The following is a 21,750-nucleotide window of genomic DNA, read 5'->3' on the forward strand; positions in this document are numbered from 1 at the left end:
AACCGGCCTTTTATAAGGCACATTCGCATCGAACCGTTCGAAGGTATTGGATATTATGGGCTTCACCAAACTGATGAAGCGGCTGCAGGCCGACACTAGCGGGAATGCTCTCATGCTCGTTGCGATGGGCGCGCCGGTCCTGTTCGGATCGGCCGGTCTCGGTGTCGACATGGCGCAGTATTACATGTGGAAGCGCGAGATCCAGTACGCGGTCGATCAGGGGGCGCTGGCCGGCGCCTGGTCGCGCGGCAACGGCGATATGGGGCTGGAGTACAAGACCCGCGCCAAGCAGGAATTCTACATCAACCTTTCGGAAACGAAGGACTACCTGCTCACCCACTCTATCGAATTGCAGACCTTTGACGGCACTCCCGATAGTGCCGTCTACATGCATGCGACGGTGTCCGCCCAATTGCCCTTTACCAAGGTCATGATCAACGAAGGCATGACCATCGCCGTCCAAGCGCGTGCAACCTGGGAAACGCAGAAGCAGTTTACTGCCTGTCTCTATTCGCTAGACCCGAGTTCGACGCGAACGATGTGGTTCAACGGCGGGCCGACGGTAGACGCAGCATGTGGTGTGGGCGCGCGATCGAATGCCGATAATGCGATCGTTACGAATGGCGGTTCGGGGGCTCAAAACATCAACTGGGTCGTCGCCGGCGGCACAATCAATGACGGTGCCGGAGCCTTCGTTAATGCGGAGGTTGTCGAGAACTACGACAACATGGTCGATCCGTGGGAAGGATTGACCCCACCTGACAACGCGACCCCGCGAACCGTGACCTGCGGCTCGGCCGATGCGAATTGGCAGGCTGACGAGGCGCAGCTCGACGCGATCACCTTCAAATACTATCGCGGCAAGAACAAGAACGATGCCAAAAGCGCCGGAGCAATAAGCTATTCGGGACCGGGCTCGGAAAGCGCTTATGATGTCACTTACGCGACGAACGTCGGCGCCATGTTCACGAGCGAACCAAATGACTACAATCAGGCTCCGGTGGCAGAAAACCTTTCGCAGATTGCGGGTAGTGGCCCTGACAAAATTTTCATCGAACGCATTACCACCTCCTATTTCCGCTATTACAATAAAGTGGATCTGTCTGGATCCAATGATCTGCTACCCGGGACGTACACCGACTTCGACATAGCTTGCGATGTGAACCTTGCAGGCGGCGTTTATGTGATCGACGGTGGGCAGCTTAAGGTGAACGGCGGCACTGCTGTAACCGGAACCGGTGTCATGTTCGTGCTGAAAAACGGCGCGACCGTGGACATCAGCGGCGGCGGCGGGGTCTACCTTACCCCCATGACGGTGACCGAGCTTATTGCCGCCGGGGTAGACGCAGATGACGCGGAAAAGATGGAGAACATGCTGATTTTCCAAGATCCGAACTCGCCTCCTACCACCGGTAACAAGATAACCGGTAACGCGACCTTCGATCTTAACGGTATCATCTACATGCCCAATGGCGACATGGACATGGCTGGCACCATGAGTGCATCGGCCGAGTGTCTCATGGTCGCGACCAGAACCCTTAAAATCAGCGGTACAGCCGACCTGACCACCCTGTGCCCTGCCGGCAAAACGCACGATATCGTTGTCGGCGAAGGTCGCACCCGCGTGAGGCTGGTGCTATGATCAGGATGCTTCGCAAGCTCGCGGCAATCCGTCGCAACGAAAATGGCTCGGTCGTGATCGAGACCGCTATCGTCCTCCCTGTACTCGTGCTGATGGCGCTGGGCGGGTTCGAGACCAGTCGCATCGTCTCCCGCGAAAGCGAACTCCAGGCTGCAATCGCCGAAGGGGCGGCCGTTGTGCTCGCAACATTCCCGGAGGACCAGGAAGAACTCGATACGATCGAGGAGATCATCGAGGCGTCGACCGGGCTGCCGGACGGCAAAGTGCGCCTGTTGTTAAAATACCGCTGCAACTCGGACGCATCGCTCCAGGCCGATGAGAGTTCCTGTCCGACCGGCGCGGTTATCTCCGAGATCATCCAGATCAATATCTGGGATACTTATGACCCCATCTGGACCGAATTCGGGGTCGGCGGAACGGTCCGCTATGACATCATGCGAAGGGTACAGATCTCATGAGTGCGCCCCTTTTCCATCGCCTGCGCCGCGACGAACGTGGCACGGCCATTATCGAATTTGCACTGCTCGCGCCGGTCATTCTCGGCCTGTTCTTCGGCTTGATCCAGATTGGTATCAGCATGCAGGCGTACAATTCGCTCCGTGGTGTCGCTTCGGACACGGCCCGCTACGCCGTGGTCGAATATATGAACGGGGACACGATCGACGATACGACGATCGAAAACAGGGCGAAGGCGATCGCGACCGGAGCGCCCTATCTGCTGAACAACAGCGTGACAGCAACAATTACCCCGGTCGCAACACCGCGCGTTCACGGTACGCATGAGAAGACGCTGCTCATTTCCTACACGCCGCCCGACGTGCTCCCGTTCTTCAACTTCACCAGCAAGCAGATGACTTACGAGCGCCCCATCTTCGTGATCGACGAATGATCGGATAGCGACAAGCCACACGAAAAAACCCGCCGCCGGATTGTCCAGCGGCGGGCTTTTTGTTGGCTCATGCAGCGCACTCAGTCGCGGTAGCAGACCTTCTTCACCGCCTTCACGATGCGCGGAGTGTCGATCAGTGCCAGCTTTTCGAGATTGGCGGCATAGGGCAGCGGCACATCTTCGTCGCACACGCGGGTGACCGGCGCATCGAGGTGGTCGAAGCCGTCTTCCATGCAGATCGCGACGATTTCCGATGCAATCGAGCAGGTCGGCCAGCCTTCCTCGGCGATGACCATGCGGTTGGTCTTCTTGAGGCTTTCGAGCACGGTTTCCTTGTCGAGCGGGCGCAGCGTGCGAAGGTCGATGACCTCGGCGTCGATGCCCTCGTCCGCCAGTTGCTCGGCCGCTTCCAGCGCAAGGCCGACGGCAATCGAGTACGCGACGATGGTGACGTCCGCCCCCTCGCGCACGATGCGCGCCTTGCCGATGGGCAGGACATGGTCGTCAAGCTCGGGCAGTTCGAAGCTGCGGCCGTAGACCAGCTCGTTCTCGAGGAAGACCACCGGGTCTTCGCAGCGGATCGCGGCCTTCATCAGGCCCTTGGCGTCCGACGCGTCATAGGGCGCAATCACGATGAGGCCGGGAACGCTGGCGTACCAGGGCCCGTAGTTCTGGCTGTGCTGCGCGCCCACGCGGCTTGCGGCAGCGTTGGGGCCGCGGAACACGACCGGACAACGCATCTGGCCGCCGGACATATAATTGGTCTTCGCCGCCGAGTTGATGATGTGGTCGATCGCCTGCATGGCGAAGTTGAAGGTCATGAACTCGACGATCGGGCGCAGGCCGCCCATGGCAGCGCCTGTGCCGATGCCGGCGAACCCGTACTCGGTGATCGGTGTGTCGATCACGCGCTTGGGGCCGAATTCGTCGAGCAGGCCCTGCGTGACCTTATAGGCACCTTGGTACTGCGCGACTTCCTCGCCCATCACGAAGACACGCTCGTCACGGCGCATTTCTTCGGCCATGCCGTCACGCAGGGCTTCGCGAACGGTGACGGTTGCCATGTTGGTGCCGTGCGGGATCTCGGGATCCTTGACGCCCCACTTCTTGGCCGGCTTGGCGATTTCCGCCTCGCTGCCCTCGCCCGATCCTTCGGGGCGACCGACATCCTTGCCCTCGCCCGGCACATCGTCGACCGGTGCGGCAGCCGCGGCCTCGGAGACATCCTCGCCCTCGCCCGCCAGCATAGCGATCACCGTGCCGACCGCGACGTTCTCGGTCCCTTCGGCAACGAGGATCTTGCCCAGCGTGCCTTCGTCGACCGCTTCGAATTCCATCGTCGCCTTGTCGGTCTCGATCTCGGCGATGATGTCGCCGATCTCGATCGTGTCACCTTCCTGCTTGAGCCACTTGGCGAGCGTGCCCTCTTCCATGGTGGGCGACAGCGCGGGCATCTTGAGTTCGATAGCCATGGCTCAGTACTCCTCCACCAGGACATCGGTGTAGAGTTCGCTCGGATCCGGTTCGGGCGAGTTTTCGGCAAAGTCCGCCGCTTCGCTCACCACCTTACGGATGCCCTTGTCGATGGCTTTCAAGTCGTCCTCGCTATTGCCCTGTTCGATCAGGATCTTTTTCACCGCCTCGATGGGGTCCTTGTGTTCCTTGACGTCCTGCACTTCCTCGCGCGTGCGGTACTTGGCCGGATCGGACATGGAGTGGCCGCGATAGCGGTAGGTCTCGCATTCCATCAATACTGGGCCGCGACCTTCGCGTACGTGCTTGAATGCGATCTCGGCAGCCTGGCGCACTTCGAGCACGTCCATGCCGTTGACCTTCATGCCTGGGATGCGGAACGCGGTGCCGCGGCGGTAGAATTCGGTTTCGGCCGAGCTGCGGCTGACCGCCGTGCCCATGGCGTACTGGTTGTTCTCAATCACGAAGACGATCGGCAGCTTCCAGAGGGAAGCCATGTTGAAGGTCTCGTAGACCTGGCCTTGGTTGGCCGCGCCGTCGCCGAAATAGGCGAGGCAGAGGCCGCCGTCCTCGTTGTACTGATGCGCGAGCGCCAGCCCGCCGCCGAGCGCGACCTGCGCACCGACGATGCCGTGGCCGCCGTAGAACTTATGCTCGGTCGAGAACATGTGCATCGACCCGCCCTTGCCCTTCGAGATACCTGCTTCGCGGCCGGTGAGCTCGGCCATGATGACCTTGGGATCGATACCGTAGGCGAGCATGTGCCCGTGATCGCGGTAGCCAGTGATCACGCTGTCGAGTTGTTCGGTCAGTGCCGATTGGAGGCCGACTGCGACGGCTTCCTGCCCGATGTAGAGGTGGCAGAAGCCGCCGATCAGGCCGAGCCCGTACAGCTGGCCGGCGCGTTCCTCGAAGCGGCGAATGAGCAGCATCTGCTCGTAGAAGTCGCGCAGCTGGTCGTCCGTCGCATCGTATCGCTTCTTGGCTTCCAGCTCTTCCTGGAGGGAATGAAGCGCGAAATCGGGGTTTTCCGCCGGGCTATGCGGGGCTGTTTTCGTGGGGGCCTTGGCCAAAACGTGTCGTCCCTTTTCCTGTCGGGGAATTCTCTCGCAGCGCCTATAGGCACAGCGTCACGGGCAGCGCAACACGGCGCGGCGCCTGCATACGAAAACCTTACGGAAAAGCGGGGGTTCCGGCCCTCGCGCCGGATCAATCTTCCAGCTTGATGACGACTTCGTCGGGGTGCACGACATTGAGCTGGCTTCGCAGCAATTCGCCCACCATGTCCGGATCGGCGTGGTCGGGATGGAGCAGCGCGACCTTGTTCTGGAGCGCGGCGCGTTCCTTCTGCAAGGCCTCGAGCTGCGCCTCGCGCTGGTCCAGAAGGCGCAGGTTCTCGCTCCATGCGAGAAGGCCCGAAGGTCCGGCAACGGCAAGCCCCCCGAGCACGAGCAGCACCAGAAGCGCCGCATTCTGCGTCGTCTTCTGCTTGCGCATGATGTCGATTCTGCCAGCCCGCCTCATGGAAGCACAGAATCACAGTTAACCGTGTCGCGCAAGGAGAATTCACGGCGAATGCGGCGGGTTGAAGCGATGTCGGGCTTGGAACCGCGCGCTTGGCCACTCCGTTGGAACCTTGACAGTACCAGCGCCAAGACGTATTTGGTTTCCATTGAAACTATATAGCTCCCAGAGGATTTCCATGCCCGATCTTTTCGAAAACCCCATCGGTCTCGACGGCTTTGAATTCGTTGAATTCTGTGCCCCCAAGAAAGGCACTATCGAGCCGGTTTTCGAAGCCATGGGCTTCACGCATGTCGCCACGCACCGCTCCAAGGACGTCGATCTCTGGCGCCAGGGCGGGATCAACCTCATCCTCAACTACGAGCCGCGCAGCGCCGCCTGGTATTTCGCTCGCGAACACGGCCCCTCGGCCTGCGGGATGGGCTTCCGCGTCCGCGATGCGAAGAAGGCTTATGATGAACTGCTCGAGCGCGGCGCAGAACCCGTGGCGGTCGAAACCGGCCCGATGGAGCTGCGCATCCCCGCGATCCGCGGGATCGGCGGCGCGATCGTCTATCTGATCGACCGCTATGCCGAACAAGGCGAAGACGGCCTGTCGATCTACGACATCGACTTCGAATATCTCGACGGCGTGGAAAAATGGCCGGTCGGCGCGGGCTTCAACGTGATCGATCACCTCACGCACAACGTCTACAACGGCCGCATGAAGTACTGGGCGGACTATTACGAGACGCTCTTCAACTTCCGCGAAATCCGCTTCTTCGACATCAAAGGCGAATATACGGGCCTCACTTCCAAGGCGCTCACCGCACCCGACGGCAAGATCCGCATCCCGCTCAACGAAGAAGGCGAAGGCGGCAAGGGCCAGATCGAGGAGTTCCTCAAGGAGTTCAACGGCGAAGGCATCCAGCACATTGCGCTGATCTGCGACGATCTGGTCAAGTGCTGGGACAACCTCAAGGATCGCGGCGTCCCCTTTATGACCGCCCCGCCCGAGACCTATTACGAAATGCTCGAAGAGCGCCTGCCTGACCATGGCGAGCCGGTCGACGAACTGAAGATGCGCGGCATCCTCCTCGACGGTACGACCGAAGGCGGCAGCCCCCGCCTGCTGCTCCAGATTTTCGCAGAGGCGCAGGTCGGTCCGGTGTTCTTCGAATTCATCCAGCGCAAGGGTGATGAAGGCTTCGGTGAAGGCAATTTCAAAGCGCTGTTCGAAAGCATGGAACGCGACCAGGTCAAGCGCGGCGTGCTGAGCGTCGAAGATGCCAATTCGGTCGAGACGGAGCCGGCCGAATGAGCGAGGCTGCCGCACACCCCGTAAAACTGGGCGGCGTCCACCACGCCGCCTACCGCTGCAAGGACGCCAAAGAGACCGTCGAGTGGTACGGTAAGGTCCTGGGCATGGACTACACCACCGCATTCGCCGAGGACCACGTGCCGTCCACCGGGGAATACGACCCCTATATGCACGTCTTCCTGGACGCGGGTAACGGCAACATCCTCGCCTTCTTCGAACTGCCCAACCAGAAGGACATGGGCCGCGACGAGAATACCCCCCAGTGGGTCCAGCACCTCGCTTTCAAGGTCGATAGCGAAGAGGGACTCGTGGCTGCCAAGGAACACGTCGAGAGCCTCGGCATCGACGTCCTCGGTCCGACCCATCATGGCATCTTCAAGTCGATCTATTTCTTCGACCCGAACGGCCACCGCGTAGAACTCGCCACCGACATCGGCACCGACGAGCAGTATGCGGAACTCAAGCGCGTGGCCCCCTTGATGCTGGAAGAATGGAGCGAGACCAAAAAGGCACCGCGCCATGCCGACTGGCTGCACGAGCTGGCCCGCAAGGAACACGGTCAGGGTTAACGCCCGCTAACGGCACTTTTCCGCTATTTCGGAACCTGCTGCGGGGCACACCGTTGCCCCGCAAAGGGAGCCGTGCGTGAATTACATCCAGACCTTGCGAGAACAGCTGCAATCCATGGGGGAAGGGTTCATCGAAACCCTCCCCAGTATCGCGATCGCGCTGTTCATTGTCCTGCTGACATGGATCGTTGCCCGTTTTGCCGTGCGCATTTCCGACATGATCGTCGGCCGGACCGAAATTCGTACGAGCCTCAAGGCACTTGTCGATACGGCGGTGCGGCTAACCATCTGGGTGCTTGGCCTCTTCATCGCGGCCGTCGTGGTCATGCCCGACCTGACGCCCGCCAGCCTTCTCGCAGGCCTCGGCATCGGCGCAGTCGCCATCGGTTTTGCCTTCCAGGACATCTTCGAGAATTTCTTCGCCGGCATCCTAATCATGTTGCGCGAAAAGATGCAGATCGGCGACATCATCGAGTGTGAGGGTATTTCGGGCAAGGTGGAGCATATTACCCTGCGCGAAACGCATGTCCGCAAGCTTTCCGGCGAACTCAGCGTGGTGCCCAACTCGATCCTGTTCAAGAACCCGGTCGAAATCCTGACCGATGTCGAACAGCGCCGACACGATGTGGTGGTCGGCGTCTCCTACGATACCAACCTCGATCACGCCGCCGACGTGATCCGCCGCGCGGTGGAGAATGTCGACGATGTGCTGGCCAGCAAGGGCATCGACATCTTCGCGCAGGAGTTTAACTCCAGTTCGGTCGATTTCCTCGTGCGCTGGTGGGCCGGTTCCGCACCCCGCTCGGGATGGGAAAGCAAGGACAAGGTAGTGCGCGCCATCAAGGCTGCGCTGGACGAGGCCGGGATCGAGATCCCCTTCCCCTATGTCACCCACACCTTCAAGGAAACGGTGCCGGTCAGCCAGCTGGGTGACAGCAGCAAGCGCACGCCCTAAGCGTTGCAAACAGAAACGGGAATCGCGCGCGGCTTCTGCCCACCTGTCCTCCCGTGCATCCGGGGAGAGACGGCCATGGAAATCCTTCGCACACCGGCAGAGCGCTTTGCCGATATTCCCGACTATCCCTTTGCGGAGCACTGGTTCGAAGTCGATCTCGGCAACGGGCAGACTGCGTGTCAGCACTATGTTGATGAGGGCGACAAGGGCGCGCCGCCCGTCCTCCTGTTCCATGGCGAGCCAAGCTGGTCTTTCCTCTATCGCAAGATGATCCCGATCCTTGCCGATGCGGGCATCCGGGTGCTTGCACCCGACCTCATCGGTTTCGGCAAGAGCGACAAGCCGGACGACATCGCTTTCTTCACCTATGAGCGCCATGTCGACTGGCTCAAGCAATGGCGCAGCGCGGTCGAACCGCGTCCTGCGGCCCTCTTTTGCCAGGACTGGGGCGGATTGCTGGGGCTGTGCATGGTGGCGCACGATCCCGATCTCTTCGCCTGCGTCGTCGCCAGCAACACCTTTCTGCCTGCTGGCGGCACGCCCTCACAGGCCTTCCTCGCCTGGCGCGACTTTGCGCGCTCCTCGCCCGATTTCCGCATCGGTCCGCTGCTCGACCGCGCCACCCAGACGCCGCTCACCGAGGCCGAAATCGCGGCCTATGACGCGCCCTTCCCCGACGAACCTTCGAAAGCCGCAGCCCGCGCCTTTCCTTCGCTCGTGCCGGTCGAGGACGGGATGTCGGGCGTGGCCGAGAACAAGGCCGCCTGGCCAGCTCTGGCCGCTTTCGACAAGCCGTTCCTCACGCTGTTCGGCGACGAGGACCCGATCACCAAGGGCAGCGAGAAATTCCTGATCGAGCGGATCGCAGGCGCCGCCGGGATCGACCATCGCACACTCAGCCCCTGCGGCCATTTCTGCCAGGAAGATCAGCCCGAAGCGCTGGCGCAGGGCGTGATCGACATGGCGCGCAAGGCAGGCCACCTCGCGTGACCACAGCCTCGCGGCTGACCGCGACACAGGAATATTCGCTCGCCTTTGCCGCCGCGGTGGTGACGGCGAACGCCTATTACATCCACCCGATCATCGGCGATGTCGCGACCCATTTCGGGGTAAGCGAGGCGCGGATCGGACTGGTTCCGGCGTTGAACCAGATCGCGCTCGCCGTGGGCATCCTACTGCTGCTGCCGCTGGGTGACCGCTACTCGAACCGCCGCCTGACGATCATGTTCGCCAGCGGGCAGACGCTCTCGTTGGCCATCATGACACTCGCCCAAAGCTTCGTCGGTTTCACGGCGGGATCGACGCTGCTCGGCTTCTTCACCATCGCGCCCTACCTCCTTCCCGCCTATGCCTCGAAGCGGGTCGCGCCGGAGCGGCTCGGCCATGTCACGGCGCTGCTGACCGCCGGAGTAATCCTCGGCATCCTCATCGCGCGGGTCGGTGCCGGTTGGGTGGCCGAGCATTACGGATGGCGCCTCGTCTACTGGATTGCCTCCGGGCTGATGCTCACCGTCACCCTCGCCCTGCCCCGCCTGATGGAAGGCGGCGAGCGAGACCGCGGTGGCGAGAGCTACTGGGCGCTCGTCTTCTCGGTCTTCGCCCTGGCGCGCCGCCATCGCGAAGTTCTGCTATCCGGCGCGATCCAGGCGCTCAATTTCGCGCAATTCATCGCGCTGTGGCTGGCGCTGGCGCTTTATCTGACGGCTCCTCCGCTTGGCTATGGGACGGACGTCGTCGGCTATCTTGCCGCCATTGCGGCGGTGAGCATTCTGTCCACTCCGCGCCTCGGCCGCTGGGCCGACCGGATTGGCGCCCGGCGCGCGCGGTTCGTCTTCGCCTGCATCCAGCTGGTGGGCATCGCGCTCTTCTGGCCGCTTGGAGGATCGCTCTGGGGGATAATCGTCCCCCTCGTCATCGTAAACCTCGTCGGCCCCGGGATCGACGTGACGGGCCGCATGACATTTCTCTCGCTCGAACCTGATCTCCGGACCCGGCTGACGACGGTCTATATCGTCCTGATGTTCATCGGAGGCGGTATCGGGAGCTTCGGGGGAACGGCGGTCTACGACGGTTTCGGCTGGGCCGGCGTCTGCATCGCGCTCACGGCCTCTTCGGCGCTGCTGACCGGGCTGTGCTGGGTGGCCGTCAAGAAAGGAAAGTAGGTGGCGTCCCCGACAGGATTGGCGCCTTCGGCGCCGTCTTCGCTTCGCTGCGACTCGGAACCAGGCACGAGCCTGAATGGGCAAACCACACGAGGCGGCCCATCGCAGGACAGCCTCGTGTGGTGCGCCCGACAGGATTCGAACCTGTGGCCCCCAGATTAGGAAGCCGACGTGGAGCGGTGGAATTCTAAATCCAGCACAAAGACTTGAGGTAACTAGACGAAAAAATTCGTGTGAAATTCGGGGATTATGGAGGTGCTTGCGGAGGTTTAATGAAGCTAGGGAGCCAAGCACCTCAGATCTAATCTCAGACTTTCCAAACCTGTTCTCTTGCGATTTCAGCGAGCCGTAGAGTGTTTGATCTAAGCAATTTCGGGGTCAATTCTTCCGCCCCAGCTAGCTGCTCGGGCAATCTGTAGCCGCGCGATTCTAGGATCCGCTTTTTATCTGCGAAACGATTGGAGCTCAGCATGCCATTCGTCTCACTGTCGATCAGAATGAGATTCCCAAGCTGTCCTACTTCCTCCTCTGAATAACCTGCACCGATGGCTGCTTGGGGAACAAGGTGCTCGATGGTCAGATCATCAGTTTCCCCTTGGAATTGATGCCCTTCGTGCTTGGCAAGTTTCAGCAAAATGTACCTAACCAAAGCCTTCTTGGCAGACTTGGTTTTCGTATAAAAAATTTGCTCGAAACCAGCATCGAACTCCACCGCTGGCACCTCTCTGAAGCGCAGCTTCTCTCTGTGCTCAGCGATAAGTCTTCCAATCTTCGCGCTATCACTCTGAGCCCGAAAAATATTCTGACCTAGTGATGCATACATACCGGATATACCGCCTGACGAACGAGAGGAGGTCACCGCGTTGAAGGAAAAGTGAAAATACTCGATATCTCGGATTGCGTCTCGAAGTGTACGATATTTAATATGTCCGTCACGATAGCTGCGGATCAGTGAAAGCAATCCAGGCGTGGGCTGCACGACTTTAAATATATGCAAAGCGCTCAGTGAGCGAATGACATCCTTCTCTTTCTTTGAATGCCATTGGTATTCAATATCGAATATAGAGCGCCACTGGCCTGCATCGCTCAATAATCTATTCAAATGCGGCCTTGCATTACTCTCCTTAATGGCGACTTTTGCCTTTTGGAATGTCTTTGCTTTGGTGACGAAGTCGTAACGAGATTGCCAAGAATGGACAATGAATTGGTCCACATCGAGCTCCATAGGAGCGCTTTCGATCGTCTCATGAATCTCGCGCAGCTTATGGATAGGAGGATCGGTTACACCCGTTGGCTTTAGATACTTGGTAAAATGATTACGCAACAAATCGAAAAGCTCGAGGTCTTTCCCGCGCGTATTCAATGTCTCAAAAATTAGATAGGCATCATCCTCGTCATCGAGCTGAACCAATATTAGATTCAAATCGAGGATAGTGTCACGCAACTTCGAAAGCCAAGCAATGGAGTCTTCGTTGTTCTGCTCCGGCGTTTGTTCGACATTGGAAATAAATTCCGCCAGCTTATCGGTTATGTTTCTACGGAATAGACGAAAAGCTTGTTCTATTCTCTCTTCTTCCCGACCAATTTGGCAGTCGATTTCAGATGGGTCGCTCTTTAAGACCTCTTCTTGAAGGTAGGGATAAGAGGTTTCAGTCTCTAATACATAAACGATTTCGTTATCGCGGTCGCGTTGCTCCACGTACGATTGGATGCCGTCGGCCAACTGTGGGGCTTCCAGCATTTTGTAAGCCTCTCTGATCGCACAGAGTAGGATTGTGATCGTAGTTATTCGCTGTTGACCATCGACTACTGCGAGGCTTCCCCTGCCCTTCGTATAAACGACCATAGAACCGATGAAGTAACTGTCACCAATGCTATCAACAACGTCGCTCCAGAACTCTTGGAGGTGGTCAGATTCCCAGTTGTAAGGTCGCTGCAATCGCGGAATGATGAATGTGTTGCCCTTGAAAAGAGCTTCTACTCGAATGTCTTTTGATTCAATTTTCAAGGTGCTTGCCCCGTTCCTCCAACCCAGACTTAATTCCGCTATTATTCAGTGAAATCAAGTAGGTTGGAGGATGCGTCTGGGGACAGTCTAAGGAAATTCGCTACCGACGAGCGCGGCTGCGCGCTTCCATCGCCTTTCGAACGTCGTCGCTGATCACGTGTGCGTAACGCTCAGTTTGTGAAACATCTGAGTGACCGAGGAGATCTCGAGTTGCGGTTAGATCTTTGCTGGCTCGAAGCAACTCCGTTGCCGCAGTGTGACGCAGATCGTGGATACGCCGCCAATCCTTTAACCCAGCCCGCTGCACCGCACGTCCCATTTCACTTTTGAAACCCTCATAGGTGATTGGGTATCGTCGGCCTCGGACCTTGCCATTGAACGTCCGTTTCGCTCGAAATGTGAAGACGTGCTCACAATCAGATGGTGACTTCCGTAACTCGTTGCGCAACAGGCGCTCCACGTCTTCGGTAATCGGTATGAAGCCAAAATCGTTCTCGAATTTGCTCTTCTTGTCGTAGATTATAAGACCCTTCTCGAAGTCGATTTGATCTTTCTTAATGAGCATCGCGTTTGCTCGAAGCGCAGAGAGTAGCGCGAACTTGACTAGAGGCCGGTAATCTTTGCTGATTGAGATATACAGCCGCGCCTTTTCGTTTCGCGTCAGCCAGCGAACTCGCGGTCGTGGTACACGCAATTTTAGTTCGCCCCACGGAAAATCGCTCTGGCCCAATGGGCCAACCTCAACTCCCCAGCTCCGAGCACGTTTGTAAATGGGGCGAAGAGTATCGAGAATGTCCGAGTTCACGGTTCGATTTGCTACTTCTTTGCGTCGGGTAGCCTGGTAACGAAGCAAATCATCGTGTGTGAGGCTACAGATTGTCCGATCTGATCCTAATCGCTTTGCCAGGCGCTCCAGTCGCGTAAGGAGTTCAGGCGGGCGTGCGATATCCGGACTATGTTCTTCGAAGTACCGGGCAAAAGCAGAGTCTAAAGTAATTTTCGGCTTAGGACGAATTTTGTGGGGGCCTTGGAGCTCTGCAAAGGCACGAGCCTCTGATGCTACCCGGGTCGCTTCTCGTAAGTTGGTCTTACCAGTGGACCGTTTGTACCTTATTCCGTCTACATTGAAGTCGTAGACGTAGGTGCGTCCGTTCTTGGGAATATGTAAGCCGAATGGGGCTTTCTGGTGCATTGCAACATCCTCTCTCGATCAGGGGGAAACTGAGAATGAGAATGTTGAATGTTGAGAATGCCCTCTAACCTAGCTTCGTCGAAACCGCTCCTCAAGAAGAATCACGGACAAAACATAGCAAGAGAATTCGTGTGAAATTCGTGGAGATTAGTGGGCTCTAGAGACGCTAAATGCGCTTAGATGAATTTCGCGAGTGGTCTTCAGCTAAATTATCTGGGACCACAATATGTTGAAAAACCAAGGTTTTTATTGGTGCGCCCGACAGGATTCGAACCTGTGGCCCCCAGATTAGGAATCTGGTGCTCTATCCGACTGAGCTACGGGCGCCGCCGGAACGCTGTATAGCGCCTTGAAGTCTGGTGACAATCAGTTGAGTTCGTCGGGCTCGGCGATCGGGAAAAGGATCGGAGCGACGGAAATGCCCTCCTCTGCAAGGTCCTCGGCTTCCTTGCGGGTGGCCTTACCGTGAATCGGGGATTCAGCCTTTTCGCCGTAGTACTGCGAGCGCGCTTCGTCGGCGAACTTCTCGCCGACATAGGTGCTGCTTTTCAAGGCCTTGGCCTGCGCTTTTGCCAACTGCTTAAGCGCTTTTTCCACCTCGGGCGGCATGGGCGCGTTGGAGAGCTGGGTTTCCTTCGCAGAAGGAGCTTTTGCCTCCACGGTATTACTCTTCGCCGGAACAGCGGGAGCCATCGGCGCCTTGCCCACAGTCTTGCTGCCGCATTCCGGGCAGTCGACGAGGCCGCGCGCCTGCTGGCTGTCGTAGTCGGCCGACGAGCCGAACCAGCCTTCGAAACGGTGGCCGTTGTCGCAATGGAGGTCGTAGACGATCATCGGCGCGCTAATTGGCGATTTCGCGGCGGTTGGCAAGGCTCGGGACCTGCGCCCGCACTTCCGTGATCCGCGCGGTGTCGATTTCGGCGAAACCGAGGCCTGCGCCTTCTCCCCCCATATCGAGGCCAATTTCGCCCCAGGGATCGACGACGAGGCTGTGGCCGTATGTCCGCCGCCCGTCTTCGTGCTCGCCCACCTGCGCGGCGGCTATGACATAGGCGCTCGCCTCGATAGCGCGGGCGCGCTGAAGGACGTGCCAATGCGCCTCGCCGGTAGGCACGGTGAACGCGGCCGGGATAGCGATGGCGTCGCACTGCGCCCTACCGAGCGCCTCGAACAGCGCGGGAAAGCGCAAGTCGTAGCAGACCGCCAGGCCCAGCCTGCCGAGTGGCGTTTCCACCGTCACAACCTCGTCGCCCGCGCGATAGGCGTTGGACTCCCGCCAGCTTTCGCCGCTGGCCAGATCGACATCGAACATGTGGATCTTGTCGTAGCGCGCCGCAATCTCACCGGAAGGGTCGACCACGAAGGACCGATTGGCCCACTTGCCCTCCCCCGTGTCGATGGCGAGCGAGCCGAGACAGGTCCAGATACCTTCCCGCGCGCAGGCCTCGCGCACTTGCGCCAGTACGCCATCCTCCTCCTCGCGCAGAATCGAAGCGGCGGCGCGTTTCCGATCCCGGTCGAGCAGGCCCGACATTTCGGGCGTGAACAGCATTGCAGCGCCCTCGCCGGCCGCCTTCGCGATGGCATCAGCGATAGTGCTGCCATTGGCCACCGGATCGATACCCGTGGTCATCTGCAGGACGGCAATGCGGGTCATTCAGCCTTCGAGCAGCGGGTCGAGCTTGCCCGACCGTTCCAGCGCGGCGAGCTCGTCCGAACCGCCGACATGGGTCTCGCCGATGAAGATTTGTGGCACCGTGCGAGCCTGAGGCGCGCGCTGGAGCATTTCCTCACGCTTGGGGCCGCCCATGGTGATGTCATGCTCGTGATAGTCGGCACCCTTCTCGTCGAGCAGGCGCTTGGCGCGGACGCAAAAGCCGCAGCCGAACTTTGTGTAGATGTCGATATGAGGCTGGCTCATGTGTGTTCCTTAGTGTCTCGGCAGGTGTGGATAGGGCCAAGCCCACCGGCTTGAAAGCGATTTTCCAACGCTTATCTTGGATGCGTCGTCACACGCAGTGGCGGCGTGGGAGTGCCGGTTTCGGGCTCCCATTACATATTCAAATTGCTCACTGGAGGATTTGTTTCGATGAACCGTTTTGACACCACCCCCTATCGCCGTTCGACCGTCGGCTTCGACCGTCTGTTCGACCTGATGGAACGCCAGGCGCGCAACGCCGGGGGCGACAATTATCCGCCTTTCAACATAGAGCGCCGCGATGAGGATGAATACCGCATCACTCTCGCCGTCGCCGGGTTCCGCGCGGAAGATCTCGACATTACCGCGCAGCAGAATCTGTTGGTGATCCAGGGCCGCAAGCGCGACGACCAGCCCGAAGGCGAGATGCTGCATGTCGGTATCGCCAACCGTGGCTTCGAGCGCCGCTTCGACCTTGCCGACTATGTGCGCGTCGAGAACGCCGACCTCAAGGACGGCATGCTCGTGATCGACCTCGTGCGCGAAGTGCCCGACGCGATGAAGCCGAAGAAGATTTCGATCGGCGGCGCAAAGACGCTGGAAATCGTGAAGGACGACGACGACAGCGCCGCGGCCTGATCGAACTCGCGTCTAGCAACAAGAGGCGGTGCCCACATCGGGCGCCGCCTTTATCGTTTGGGCTGGAAATGAAAGGGGGTGACACCAGGTGCCACCCCCGCGACGCATAACGTCGCCAAGCCTCGGATTCGGCCGTCCGGGTCGCAGAAGACGACTGGGTTCGAGGCAAGCCCCACCGCTTGCTCGCGCGAGCGAAAACCTTGCTGTCTCAAGCGCTTTCGGCACCTGAGTCGGTTCTGTCCTGCATCAAATGTAACAAAAGATAAAGCCGCGGGCGCAAGACGCGCGGGGTCGCCGTGTCGCGCGGTTACAATAGTTTTCGAACGAGGGTAACCAAATCAGCGACTTAGCGCTAAAGCCGCGTGCGGAAAAATATTTTCAGACAAGGCGTGCCTGTTCGAGTGCCGCTCCAATAAAGCCGGCAAACAGGGGGTGCGGGTCGAATGGTTTGGACTTCAGTTCGGGGTGGAACTGGACACCGACGAACCACGGATGGTCGGGGCGCTCGACGATTTCCGGCAGCAAGCCATCGGGCGACATGCCGGAGAAAATCAGGCCCTGCTTCTCGAGCTGCTCGATATACTTGCCGTTCACCTCGTAGCGGTGACGATGGCGTTCGGAAATGTCGGTCTGGCCGCCGTAGATCGACGAGACGTGGCTGTTTGCCGCGAGCTTCGCATCATAGGCGCCGAGGCGCATGGTTCCACCAAGATCCCCACCCGCTTCGCGGGTCTGGAGGCCTTCTTCGGTCATCCATTCGGTGATGATGCCGACCACCGGTTCCTCGGTACTGCCGAACTCGGTCGAGCTCGCCTTTCCGAAACCGGCGTTGCGCGCGCCTTCGACGCAGGCCATCTGCATGCCGAGACAGATGCCGAGGAACGGTACCTTGCGCTCGCGCGCGAAGCGGACGCTCGCGATCTTGCCCTCGCTGCCGCGCTCGCCGAAACCGCCGGGGACGAGGATGCCGTGCATCGGTTCGAGCTGGGCGGCGATATCCGCACTGCTCTGCTCGAACACCTCGGCGTCGATCCACTTGATGTTGACCTTGACGCGATGCGCCATGCCGCCGTGGACGAGCGCTTCGTTGAGCGACTTGTATGCGTCCTGCAGGCCGACATACTTGCCGACAACGCCGATGGTCACTTCGCCTTCGGGGTTCGAGTGGCGGTCCACCACATCGTACCAGCGCGAGAGGTCCGGCTTGGGCGCATCGGCGATGCCGAAACCGCGCAGGACCTCGGTGTCGAGACCTTCGGCGTGGTACTGCAGCGGCACCGAATAAATCGAGGGCGCGTCGAGCGCGGGGATGACGGCTTCCATGCGCACGTTGCAGAAGTTGGCGATCTTCTGGCGCTCGCCATCGGGAATGGGGTGCTCGGCGCGGCACAGCAGCACGTCGGGTTTGATGCCGAGGCTGGCCAGTTCGCGGACCGAGTGCTGGGTCGGCTTGGTCTTCAGCTCGCCCGCAGCCGCGATGTAAGGCACCAGTGTCACGTGGACACTGAGCGATTGCATCGGCTCTAGTTCGTTCCTGAGCTGGCGGATCGCTTCCATGAAGGGGAGGCTTTCGATGTCGCCCACCGTGCCGCCGATTTCGCACAGGATGAAATCGTGATCGTCCTGGCCGGCGAGCGCGAATTCCTTGATCGCGTCGGTGACGTGCGGAACCACCTGCACCGTCGCGCCGAGATAGTCGCCGCGGCGTTCCTTGGCGATGATCTGCTGGTAGACGCGGCCGCTGGTGATGTTGTCGCCCTGGTGCGCCGAGACACCTGTGAAGCGCTCGTAATGGCCGAGGTCGAGGTCGGTTTCCGCCCCGTCGTCGGTCACATAGACCTCGCCGTGCTGATACGGGGACATCGTGCCCGGATCGACATTGAGGTAGGGGTCGAACTTACGAATGCGGACCTTGTAGCCACGCGCCTGGAGGAGGGCAGCAAGCGATGCTGCCATGAGACCTTTGCCAAGCGAGGAGACCACGCCGCCGGTGATGAAAATATACCGCGCCATGGGAGTCGGGCCTTAAGCGTGCGTGTTGAGTCGGCGCAAGGGAAAAGGCGCGCAAAAAGGCGCCATCCACAAGCGCTATGCGAATTCAGAAGCCGGAAGGCTTATTCAGCGAGCGGGTCGTCGTCCGTAGCCGGTGCCTCGGCTGGAGCAGGCGGAGCCGTAGCCGCCGGGCCGCCCAGCGGATCGTTGTCCACCGGGGTCACGGTGCGGTCGAGAGTGGATTCGATCTCGCCCGTTCCAACCCCTTCGACAGCCATCGCGGCCAGCGCGATCGACAGGGCGACGAAGGTCACCGCCAGCCACTTGGTCGAGCGGGTCAGGAAGTCCGCCGCACCGCGCGCGCTGAGCATGCCGCCCGGGCTACCGCCGATTCCAAGGCCGCCGCCTTCGCTGCGCTGCATCAGGATGACGGCGATCAAAGCTGCCGCGATGATCGCCTGGACGACGGTGAGGAAGAGGAACATGAAAAGACTACTCTATCGATAGGTTGTGCGCCGCATCTAGTCGCGGCGCGGCAGGAGGGCAAGGTCCGACAGGGGCCGGTCAGGCGTCTTCGGTCTCCGATGCGGCGACCACGATTCCGAGGAAGCTCTCGGCCGACAGGCTTGCGCCGCCGACCAGCGCACCGCCTACTTCGGGGACGGACAGGATCTCGCGCGCGTTGTCGGGCTTGACCGAACCACCGTAAAGGATGCGGACCTCGGCGGATTGTTCCGCGCCATAGGTCTCGTCGAGCAGGCCGCGAATCGCCCGGTGCATCTCCTCGATGTCCTTCGGGGTCGCCGTCTTGCCGGTGCCGATCGCCCAGACGGGCTCGTAGGCAACCGTCAGCCGCTCGGCCGCGTCTTCGATCTTCGGCAGGCTCGCCTTGAGCTGCTTGAGCACGAATTCGACGGCGTCGCCCTTCTCGCGCGTCGCCAGCGTCTCGCCGCAGCACAGGATGATGCGGAGACCTGCCTCGAGGGCGGCCTCGATCTTCGCGTTGATCTGCGTGTTGGTTTCCTTGTGATCGGCGCGGCGTTCGCTGTGACCGAGGATCACGAACTTCGCCCCGGCATCGGCGACCATGGCCGCCGAGATATCGCCGGTATGCGCGCCATCGTCGCCATCGTGGCAGTCCTGCGCGCCGATGCCGATCTGCTCGGCCTCGCGGTGCACGGCATGGATCAGCGTATAGGGCGGCGCCACAGCCACTTCGGCTTTCATGTAGCGCTGTGCGGCACGATCGATAGCGCGCGCTTCGGAAAGCATCGCCCGCGTGCCGTTCATCTTCCAATTGCCAACGATGTAGGGCCGTTCGGCCATAAATAAGTCTTCCTGTCGTGAATGCCTGCGCAGCGAGGCGCCTATATAGGGCGTGAGCGACGCTTCGCTAGTCGTGGTTTGTTTATCCGTCAAAAGCCGATGCGACCTGTTGCGGCGAGGACGCAGGGCGGATAAAGCGCGCTGCTCCAACCGGCAATCCGCCGCTACCGGCCTGGAGAAGCGGCGCGCCCTAAGCACACGAAAAGGCCTTTTCGCAAGCCATGCTCACCTTTTTCCGGAATTTCTTCAAAACGAAAATCGGTCTGGCGATCGCGCTGGCCTTTCTGGGCCTGATCGGCTTCGCCTTCGCCAGCATGGATGTGTCCAACACCGGTGCCTTCGGCGGCGTTGCCGGCGGAGATAGCGTTGCCGTGGTCGGCGGAAGCAAGATCAGCACTGCCGAACTCAACGAGGCGATGGACAACGCCCTGCGCCGTGCGCGCGAGGAAAACCCCGATGTGACGATGCAGACCCTTATCGCCGAGGGCGAGATGGACCGTGTGCTCGAAGGGCTGATCGACCGCTATGCGCTGATGGCCTGGGCGGAGGAGAACGGTTTTCGTGCAGGCGCGAACCTCGTCAACAGCGAAATTCGCCAGATCCCTGCTGCGCGCGGGCCGAGCGGCAATTTCGAAACCGCAGCCTACGAAGCCTTCCTGCGGAACAACAGCATCACCGATTCCCAGCTTCGCCAGCAGTTGCGTACCACGGTCTATTTCCAGCAGGCCGTTTTCCCCGCGCTCTACGGCACGCAACTGCCGGAATCGATCGCACGCACTTATGCGCGCAGCTTCAAGGAACGCCGGAGTGGCGGCATCGCGACCATCCCGGCCGCTCTCTTCGCACCTCAAGGCGATCCGACCGACGCGCAGCTGAGCGAATTCTATGCGGAGAACCGTTCGCGCTTCGTCAGGCCCGAGCGCCGTACCTTGCGCTACGCCACCTTCGATAGCAGTGCGCTCGGGGGCAGCATCAATCCGAGCGATGAAGACATTGCCGCCTATTACCAAGATAACGCCGAAGAATATGCCGCGCGCGAAACCCGCAATTTGACCCAGCTGATCGTTCCGACCCGCGAAGGGGCGGAGGCTCTCGCAGCCCGGGTCCGCGGCGGCGAAAGCTTTGCGCAGGCTGCCAGCAGCTCGGGACTGCGCACCACGCAACTCGATGGGCGTGAGCGTTCGGACATTCGTTCGGCGGCATCTCAGGCCGTCGCCGACGCTTACTTTTCGGCAAGCGAAGGCGCCGTTACCGCTCCTGCGCGCAGTTCGCTCGGCTGGCACATTGCACGCGTGAACTCGGTCGATCCGCAGCCGGCCCGTTCTCTGGCCGAGGTCCGCGATTCCATCGTGGAGGTCCTTCGCGAACAGAAACGCCAGCGCGGCATAGCCGAACTGGCCGTCGGGATCGAAGATCGCCTGGCCGATGGGGCCTCGCTTTCTTCCGTAGCCTCGGAGCTCGGTGTCGAACTTCAGGACACCCCGCCGCTCACGGATTCCGGCCTCATTTACGGGACCGGCGAGCGCGTTCCGGACATGCTTGCCCCGGTACTCGAATTCGCCTTCCAGATCGATGAGGGCGAGCCCGAGATCGGCGCACTTGCCGACCAGCAGACCTTCCTGATCTACGAAGTGGCCGATATCACGCCCTCGGCAGCCGCGCCGCTGGCCGAAATTCGCAATGAGGTGACCGCCGAATGGCGCCGCGTACGCGGCAATGAGGGAGCCGAGGAGGCTGCCAACCGCGTGCTGAGGCGCGTCGAGGAAGGCGCGACCCTTGCCGAGGCCGTGGCTGCCGAGGAAAAAGCGATTGGCGCGCCCCAGCAGGTTACCTACAGCCGCGAAGAACTGGCGCGCATGGGAAATACCCGCGTGCCTGCTCCCATCGCTCTCCTGTTCGGGATGGCGAAAGGAACGGCGAAGAAGCTGGAAGGTTCGCGTGACCTTGGCTGGTATGTAGTCGATCTGGAAGACATCGTTCTCGAGGATCTCGAAGATAACGATCCCCTGATCGGCCAGGCCAAAAGCCAGATCGCGCAGGCTTGGGGCAATGAGTATGGCGAACAGCTGATTGCCGCCATGCGCAGCAAGCTGGGTGTCGAACGCAATGAGGAAGCGATCGCCGCCGTGCGTCGCCAACTCCTCGGCGAAACGAACTGAGA

Annotated in this window: 21 protein-coding genes and 1 tRNA gene; 10 read left to right on the plus strand and 12 right to left on the minus strand. The window is 60.2% G+C overall.

The genetic code is table 11. The features are described from left to right. The first annotated feature begins 55 nt into the window (after window positions 1-55). From ED21_RS14590 to ED21_RS14595, 3 genes are read left to right on the plus strand one after another with little or no spacing between them, the layout of a single operon-like run. Window positions 56-1,642, plus strand: a complete 1,587-nt coding sequence (locus ED21_RS14590) for a TadE/TadG family type IV pilus assembly protein (protein ID WP_006832152.1) — start codon at window positions 56-58, stop codon at window positions 1,640-1,642. After that, window positions 1,639-2,100, plus strand: a complete 462-nt coding sequence (locus ED21_RS02040) for a TadE/TadG family type IV pilus assembly protein (RefSeq protein WP_006832153.1) — start codon at window positions 1,639-1,641, stop codon at window positions 2,098-2,100. Before ED21_RS14590 ends, ED21_RS02040 begins: the two co-directional genes overlap by 4 nt. Then, window positions 2,097-2,531 carry a TadE/TadG family type IV pilus assembly protein gene (locus tag ED21_RS14595; RefSeq protein WP_006832154.1) on the plus strand — a complete coding sequence of 145 codons (435 nt, stop codon included), beginning with the start codon at window positions 2,097-2,099 and terminating at the stop codon, window positions 2,529-2,531. The genes ED21_RS02040 and ED21_RS14595 overlap by 4 nt, the downstream gene beginning before the upstream one ends. 80 nt (window positions 2,532-2,611) lie before the next feature. On the opposite strand, the gene ED21_RS02050 is transcribed toward ED21_RS14595, so the two are convergent. The 3 genes from ED21_RS02050 to ED21_RS02060 form a co-directional block, all read right to left on the minus strand. Beyond that, window positions 2,612-4,003, minus strand: coding sequence for a pyruvate dehydrogenase complex E1 component subunit beta (locus ED21_RS02050; RefSeq protein WP_006832155.1), 1,392 nt, complete (start codon window positions 4,001-4,003; stop codon window positions 2,612-2,614). Window positions 4,004-4,006: 3 nt separating this feature from the next. Beyond that, window positions 4,007-5,077 (minus strand): pyruvate dehydrogenase (acetyl-transferring) E1 component subunit alpha, encoded by a 1,071-nt coding sequence (gene pdhA / locus ED21_RS02055; RefSeq protein ID WP_006832156.1) that lies wholly within the window; start codon window positions 5,075-5,077, stop codon window positions 4,007-4,009. Between the two features lie 136 nt (window positions 5,078-5,213). Next, window positions 5,214-5,501: a septum formation initiator family protein gene (locus tag ED21_RS02060; protein ID WP_233995687.1), complete on the minus strand. Its 288-nt coding sequence runs from the start codon at window positions 5,499-5,501 to the stop codon at window positions 5,214-5,216. A 205-nt stretch (window positions 5,502-5,706) separates the two neighbouring features. Between ED21_RS02060 and hppD the strand changes: the two genes are divergently transcribed. From hppD to ED21_RS02085, 5 genes are all read left to right on the plus strand, one after another. Further along, window positions 5,707-6,828 (plus strand): 4-hydroxyphenylpyruvate dioxygenase, encoded by a 1,122-nt coding sequence (gene hppD / locus ED21_RS02065; RefSeq protein ID WP_006832158.1) that lies wholly within the window; start codon window positions 5,707-5,709, stop codon window positions 6,826-6,828. Continuing rightward, window positions 6,825-7,397, plus strand: coding sequence for a VOC family protein (locus tag ED21_RS02070; RefSeq protein ID WP_006832159.1), 573 nt, complete (start codon window positions 6,825-6,827; stop codon window positions 7,395-7,397). The genes hppD and ED21_RS02070 overlap by 4 nt, the downstream gene beginning before the upstream one ends. 76 nt (window positions 7,398-7,473) lie before the next feature. Beyond that, window positions 7,474-8,352 (plus strand): mechanosensitive ion channel family protein, encoded by an 879-nt coding sequence (locus tag ED21_RS02075; protein ID WP_006832160.1) that lies wholly within the window; start codon window positions 7,474-7,476, stop codon window positions 8,350-8,352. A gap of 75 nt (window positions 8,353-8,427) precedes the next feature. Next, complete coding sequence (locus ED21_RS02080) at window positions 8,428-9,342, plus strand: haloalkane dehalogenase (RefSeq protein WP_006832161.1); 915 nt, start codon at window positions 8,428-8,430, stop codon at window positions 9,340-9,342. Further along, entirely contained in the window at window positions 9,339-10,514 is a 1,176-nt protein-coding gene (locus ED21_RS02085) for an MFS transporter (RefSeq protein WP_006832162.1), read from the plus strand. Before ED21_RS02080 ends, ED21_RS02085 begins: the two co-directional genes overlap by 4 nt. Before the next feature lie 307 nt (window positions 10,515-10,821). On the opposite strand, the gene ED21_RS02090 is transcribed toward ED21_RS02085, so the two are convergent. The 6 genes from ED21_RS02090 to grxC form a co-directional block, all read right to left on the minus strand. Beyond that, window positions 10,822-12,522, minus strand: a complete 1,701-nt coding sequence (locus ED21_RS02090) for a DUF262 domain-containing protein (protein ID WP_034920981.1) — start codon at window positions 12,520-12,522, stop codon at window positions 10,822-10,824. Window positions 12,523-12,622: 100 nt separating this feature from the next. Further along, window positions 12,623-13,714 (minus strand): site-specific integrase, encoded by a 1,092-nt coding sequence (locus ED21_RS14980; protein WP_083800353.1) that lies wholly within the window; start codon window positions 13,712-13,714, stop codon window positions 12,623-12,625. A gap of 250 nt (window positions 13,715-13,964) precedes the next feature. Further along, window positions 13,965-14,041: transfer RNA gene (locus tag ED21_RS02100), tRNA-Arg, on the minus strand. Window positions 14,042-14,080: 39 nt separating this feature from the next. Continuing rightward, window positions 14,081-14,548, minus strand: a complete 468-nt coding sequence (locus tag ED21_RS02105) for a DUF1178 family protein (RefSeq protein WP_006832165.1) — start codon at window positions 14,546-14,548, stop codon at window positions 14,081-14,083. A gap of 7 nt (window positions 14,549-14,555) precedes the next feature. Next, complete coding sequence (locus ED21_RS02110) at window positions 14,556-15,371, minus strand: carbon-nitrogen hydrolase family protein (RefSeq protein ID WP_006832166.1); 816 nt, start codon at window positions 15,369-15,371, stop codon at window positions 14,556-14,558. Beyond that, the gene (gene grxC / locus ED21_RS02115) at window positions 15,372-15,635 is read right to left on the minus strand and encodes a glutaredoxin 3 (RefSeq protein ID WP_006832167.1); all 264 of its coding nucleotides are present in this window, start codon (window positions 15,633-15,635) and stop codon (window positions 15,372-15,374) included. A gap of 168 nt (window positions 15,636-15,803) precedes the next feature. Here grxC and ED21_RS02120 point away from each other — a divergent pair, with 168 nt between their 5' ends. Then, complete coding sequence (locus tag ED21_RS02120; RefSeq protein WP_006832168.1) at window positions 15,804-16,271, plus strand: Hsp20 family protein; 468 nt, start codon at window positions 15,804-15,806, stop codon at window positions 16,269-16,271. A gap of 378 nt (window positions 16,272-16,649) precedes the next feature. Here the strand turns inward: ED21_RS02120 and ED21_RS02125 are convergent, their stop codons facing one another. The 3 genes from ED21_RS02125 to tpiA form a co-directional block, all read right to left on the minus strand. Next, window positions 16,650-18,284, minus strand: coding sequence for a CTP synthase (locus ED21_RS02125; RefSeq protein ID WP_006832170.1), 1,635 nt, complete (start codon window positions 18,282-18,284; stop codon window positions 16,650-16,652). 101 nt (window positions 18,285-18,385) lie between these two features. Next, window positions 18,386-18,748: a preprotein translocase subunit SecG gene (secG, locus tag ED21_RS02130; protein WP_006832171.1), complete on the minus strand. Its 363-nt coding sequence runs from the start codon at window positions 18,746-18,748 to the stop codon at window positions 18,386-18,388. 79 nt (window positions 18,749-18,827) lie between these two features. Then, a complete protein-coding gene (tpiA, locus tag ED21_RS02135; protein WP_006832172.1) occupies window positions 18,828-19,589 on the minus strand; it encodes a triose-phosphate isomerase in 762 nt (253 codons plus the stop codon). Between the two features lie 221 nt (window positions 19,590-19,810). Between tpiA and ED21_RS02140 the strand changes: the two genes are divergently transcribed. Further along, on the plus strand, window positions 19,811-21,748 hold the full coding sequence (locus ED21_RS02140) for a peptidyl-prolyl cis-trans isomerase (RefSeq protein ID WP_006832173.1): 1,938 nt from the start codon (window positions 19,811-19,813) through the stop codon (window positions 21,746-21,748). Window positions 21,749-21,750: the final 2 nt, after the last annotated feature.

The organism is Erythrobacter sp. SD-21, from assembly GCF_000181515.1.
Taxonomy (GTDB): Bacteria; Pseudomonadota; Alphaproteobacteria; order Sphingomonadales; family Sphingomonadaceae; genus Qipengyuania.

What these genes read in the sequence shown, in the direction of transcription:
- ED21_RS02120 (WP_006832168.1), top strand. Translation starts at nt 15,804, where the DNA reads ATGAACCGTTTTGACACCACCCCCTATCGCCGTTCGACCGTCGGCTTC.
- hppD (WP_006832158.1), top strand. Translation starts at nt 5,707, where the DNA reads ATGCCCGATCTTTTCGAAAACCCCATCGGTCTCGACGGCTTTGAATTC.
- tpiA (WP_006832172.1), bottom strand. Translation starts at nt 19,589, where the DNA reads ATGGCCGAACGGCCCTACATCGTTGGCAATTGGAAGATGAACGGCACG.
- ED21_RS02050 (WP_006832155.1), bottom strand. Translation starts at nt 4,003, where the DNA reads ATGGCTATCGAACTCAAGATGCCCGCGCTGTCGCCCACCATGGAAGAG.
- ED21_RS02070 (WP_006832159.1), top strand. Translation starts at nt 6,825, where the DNA reads ATGAGCGAGGCTGCCGCACACCCCGTAAAACTGGGCGGCGTCCACCAC.
- ED21_RS02125 (WP_006832170.1), bottom strand. Translation starts at nt 18,284, where the DNA reads ATGGCGCGGTATATTTTCATCACCGGCGGCGTGGTCTCCTCGCTTGGC.
- ED21_RS14980 (WP_083800353.1), bottom strand. Translation starts at nt 13,714, where the DNA reads ATGCACCAGAAAGCCCCATTCGGCTTACATATTCCCAAGAACGGACGC.
- ED21_RS02140 (WP_006832173.1), top strand. Translation starts at nt 19,811, where the DNA reads ATGCTCACCTTTTTCCGGAATTTCTTCAAAACGAAAATCGGTCTGGCG.
- ED21_RS02080 (WP_006832161.1), top strand. Translation starts at nt 8,428, where the DNA reads ATGGAAATCCTTCGCACACCGGCAGAGCGCTTTGCCGATATTCCCGAC.
- ED21_RS02105 (WP_006832165.1), bottom strand. Translation starts at nt 14,548, where the DNA reads ATGATCGTCTACGACCTCCATTGCGACAACGGCCACCGTTTCGAAGGC.
- ED21_RS14590 (WP_006832152.1), top strand. Translation starts at nt 56, where the DNA reads ATGGGCTTCACCAAACTGATGAAGCGGCTGCAGGCCGACACTAGCGGG.
- ED21_RS02040 (WP_006832153.1), top strand. Translation starts at nt 1,639, where the DNA reads ATGATCAGGATGCTTCGCAAGCTCGCGGCAATCCGTCGCAACGAAAAT.
- ED21_RS14595 (WP_006832154.1), top strand. Translation starts at nt 2,097, where the DNA reads ATGAGTGCGCCCCTTTTCCATCGCCTGCGCCGCGACGAACGTGGCACG.
- grxC (WP_006832167.1), bottom strand. Translation starts at nt 15,635, where the DNA reads ATGAGCCAGCCTCATATCGACATCTACACAAAGTTCGGCTGCGGCTTT.
- ED21_RS02110 (WP_006832166.1), bottom strand. Translation starts at nt 15,371, where the DNA reads ATGACCCGCATTGCCGTCCTGCAGATGACCACGGGTATCGATCCGGTG.
- secG (WP_006832171.1), bottom strand. Translation starts at nt 18,748, where the DNA reads ATGTTCCTCTTCCTCACCGTCGTCCAGGCGATCATCGCGGCAGCTTTG.
- ED21_RS02060 (WP_233995687.1), bottom strand. Translation starts at nt 5,501, where the DNA reads ATGCGCAAGCAGAAGACGACGCAGAATGCGGCGCTTCTGGTGCTGCTC.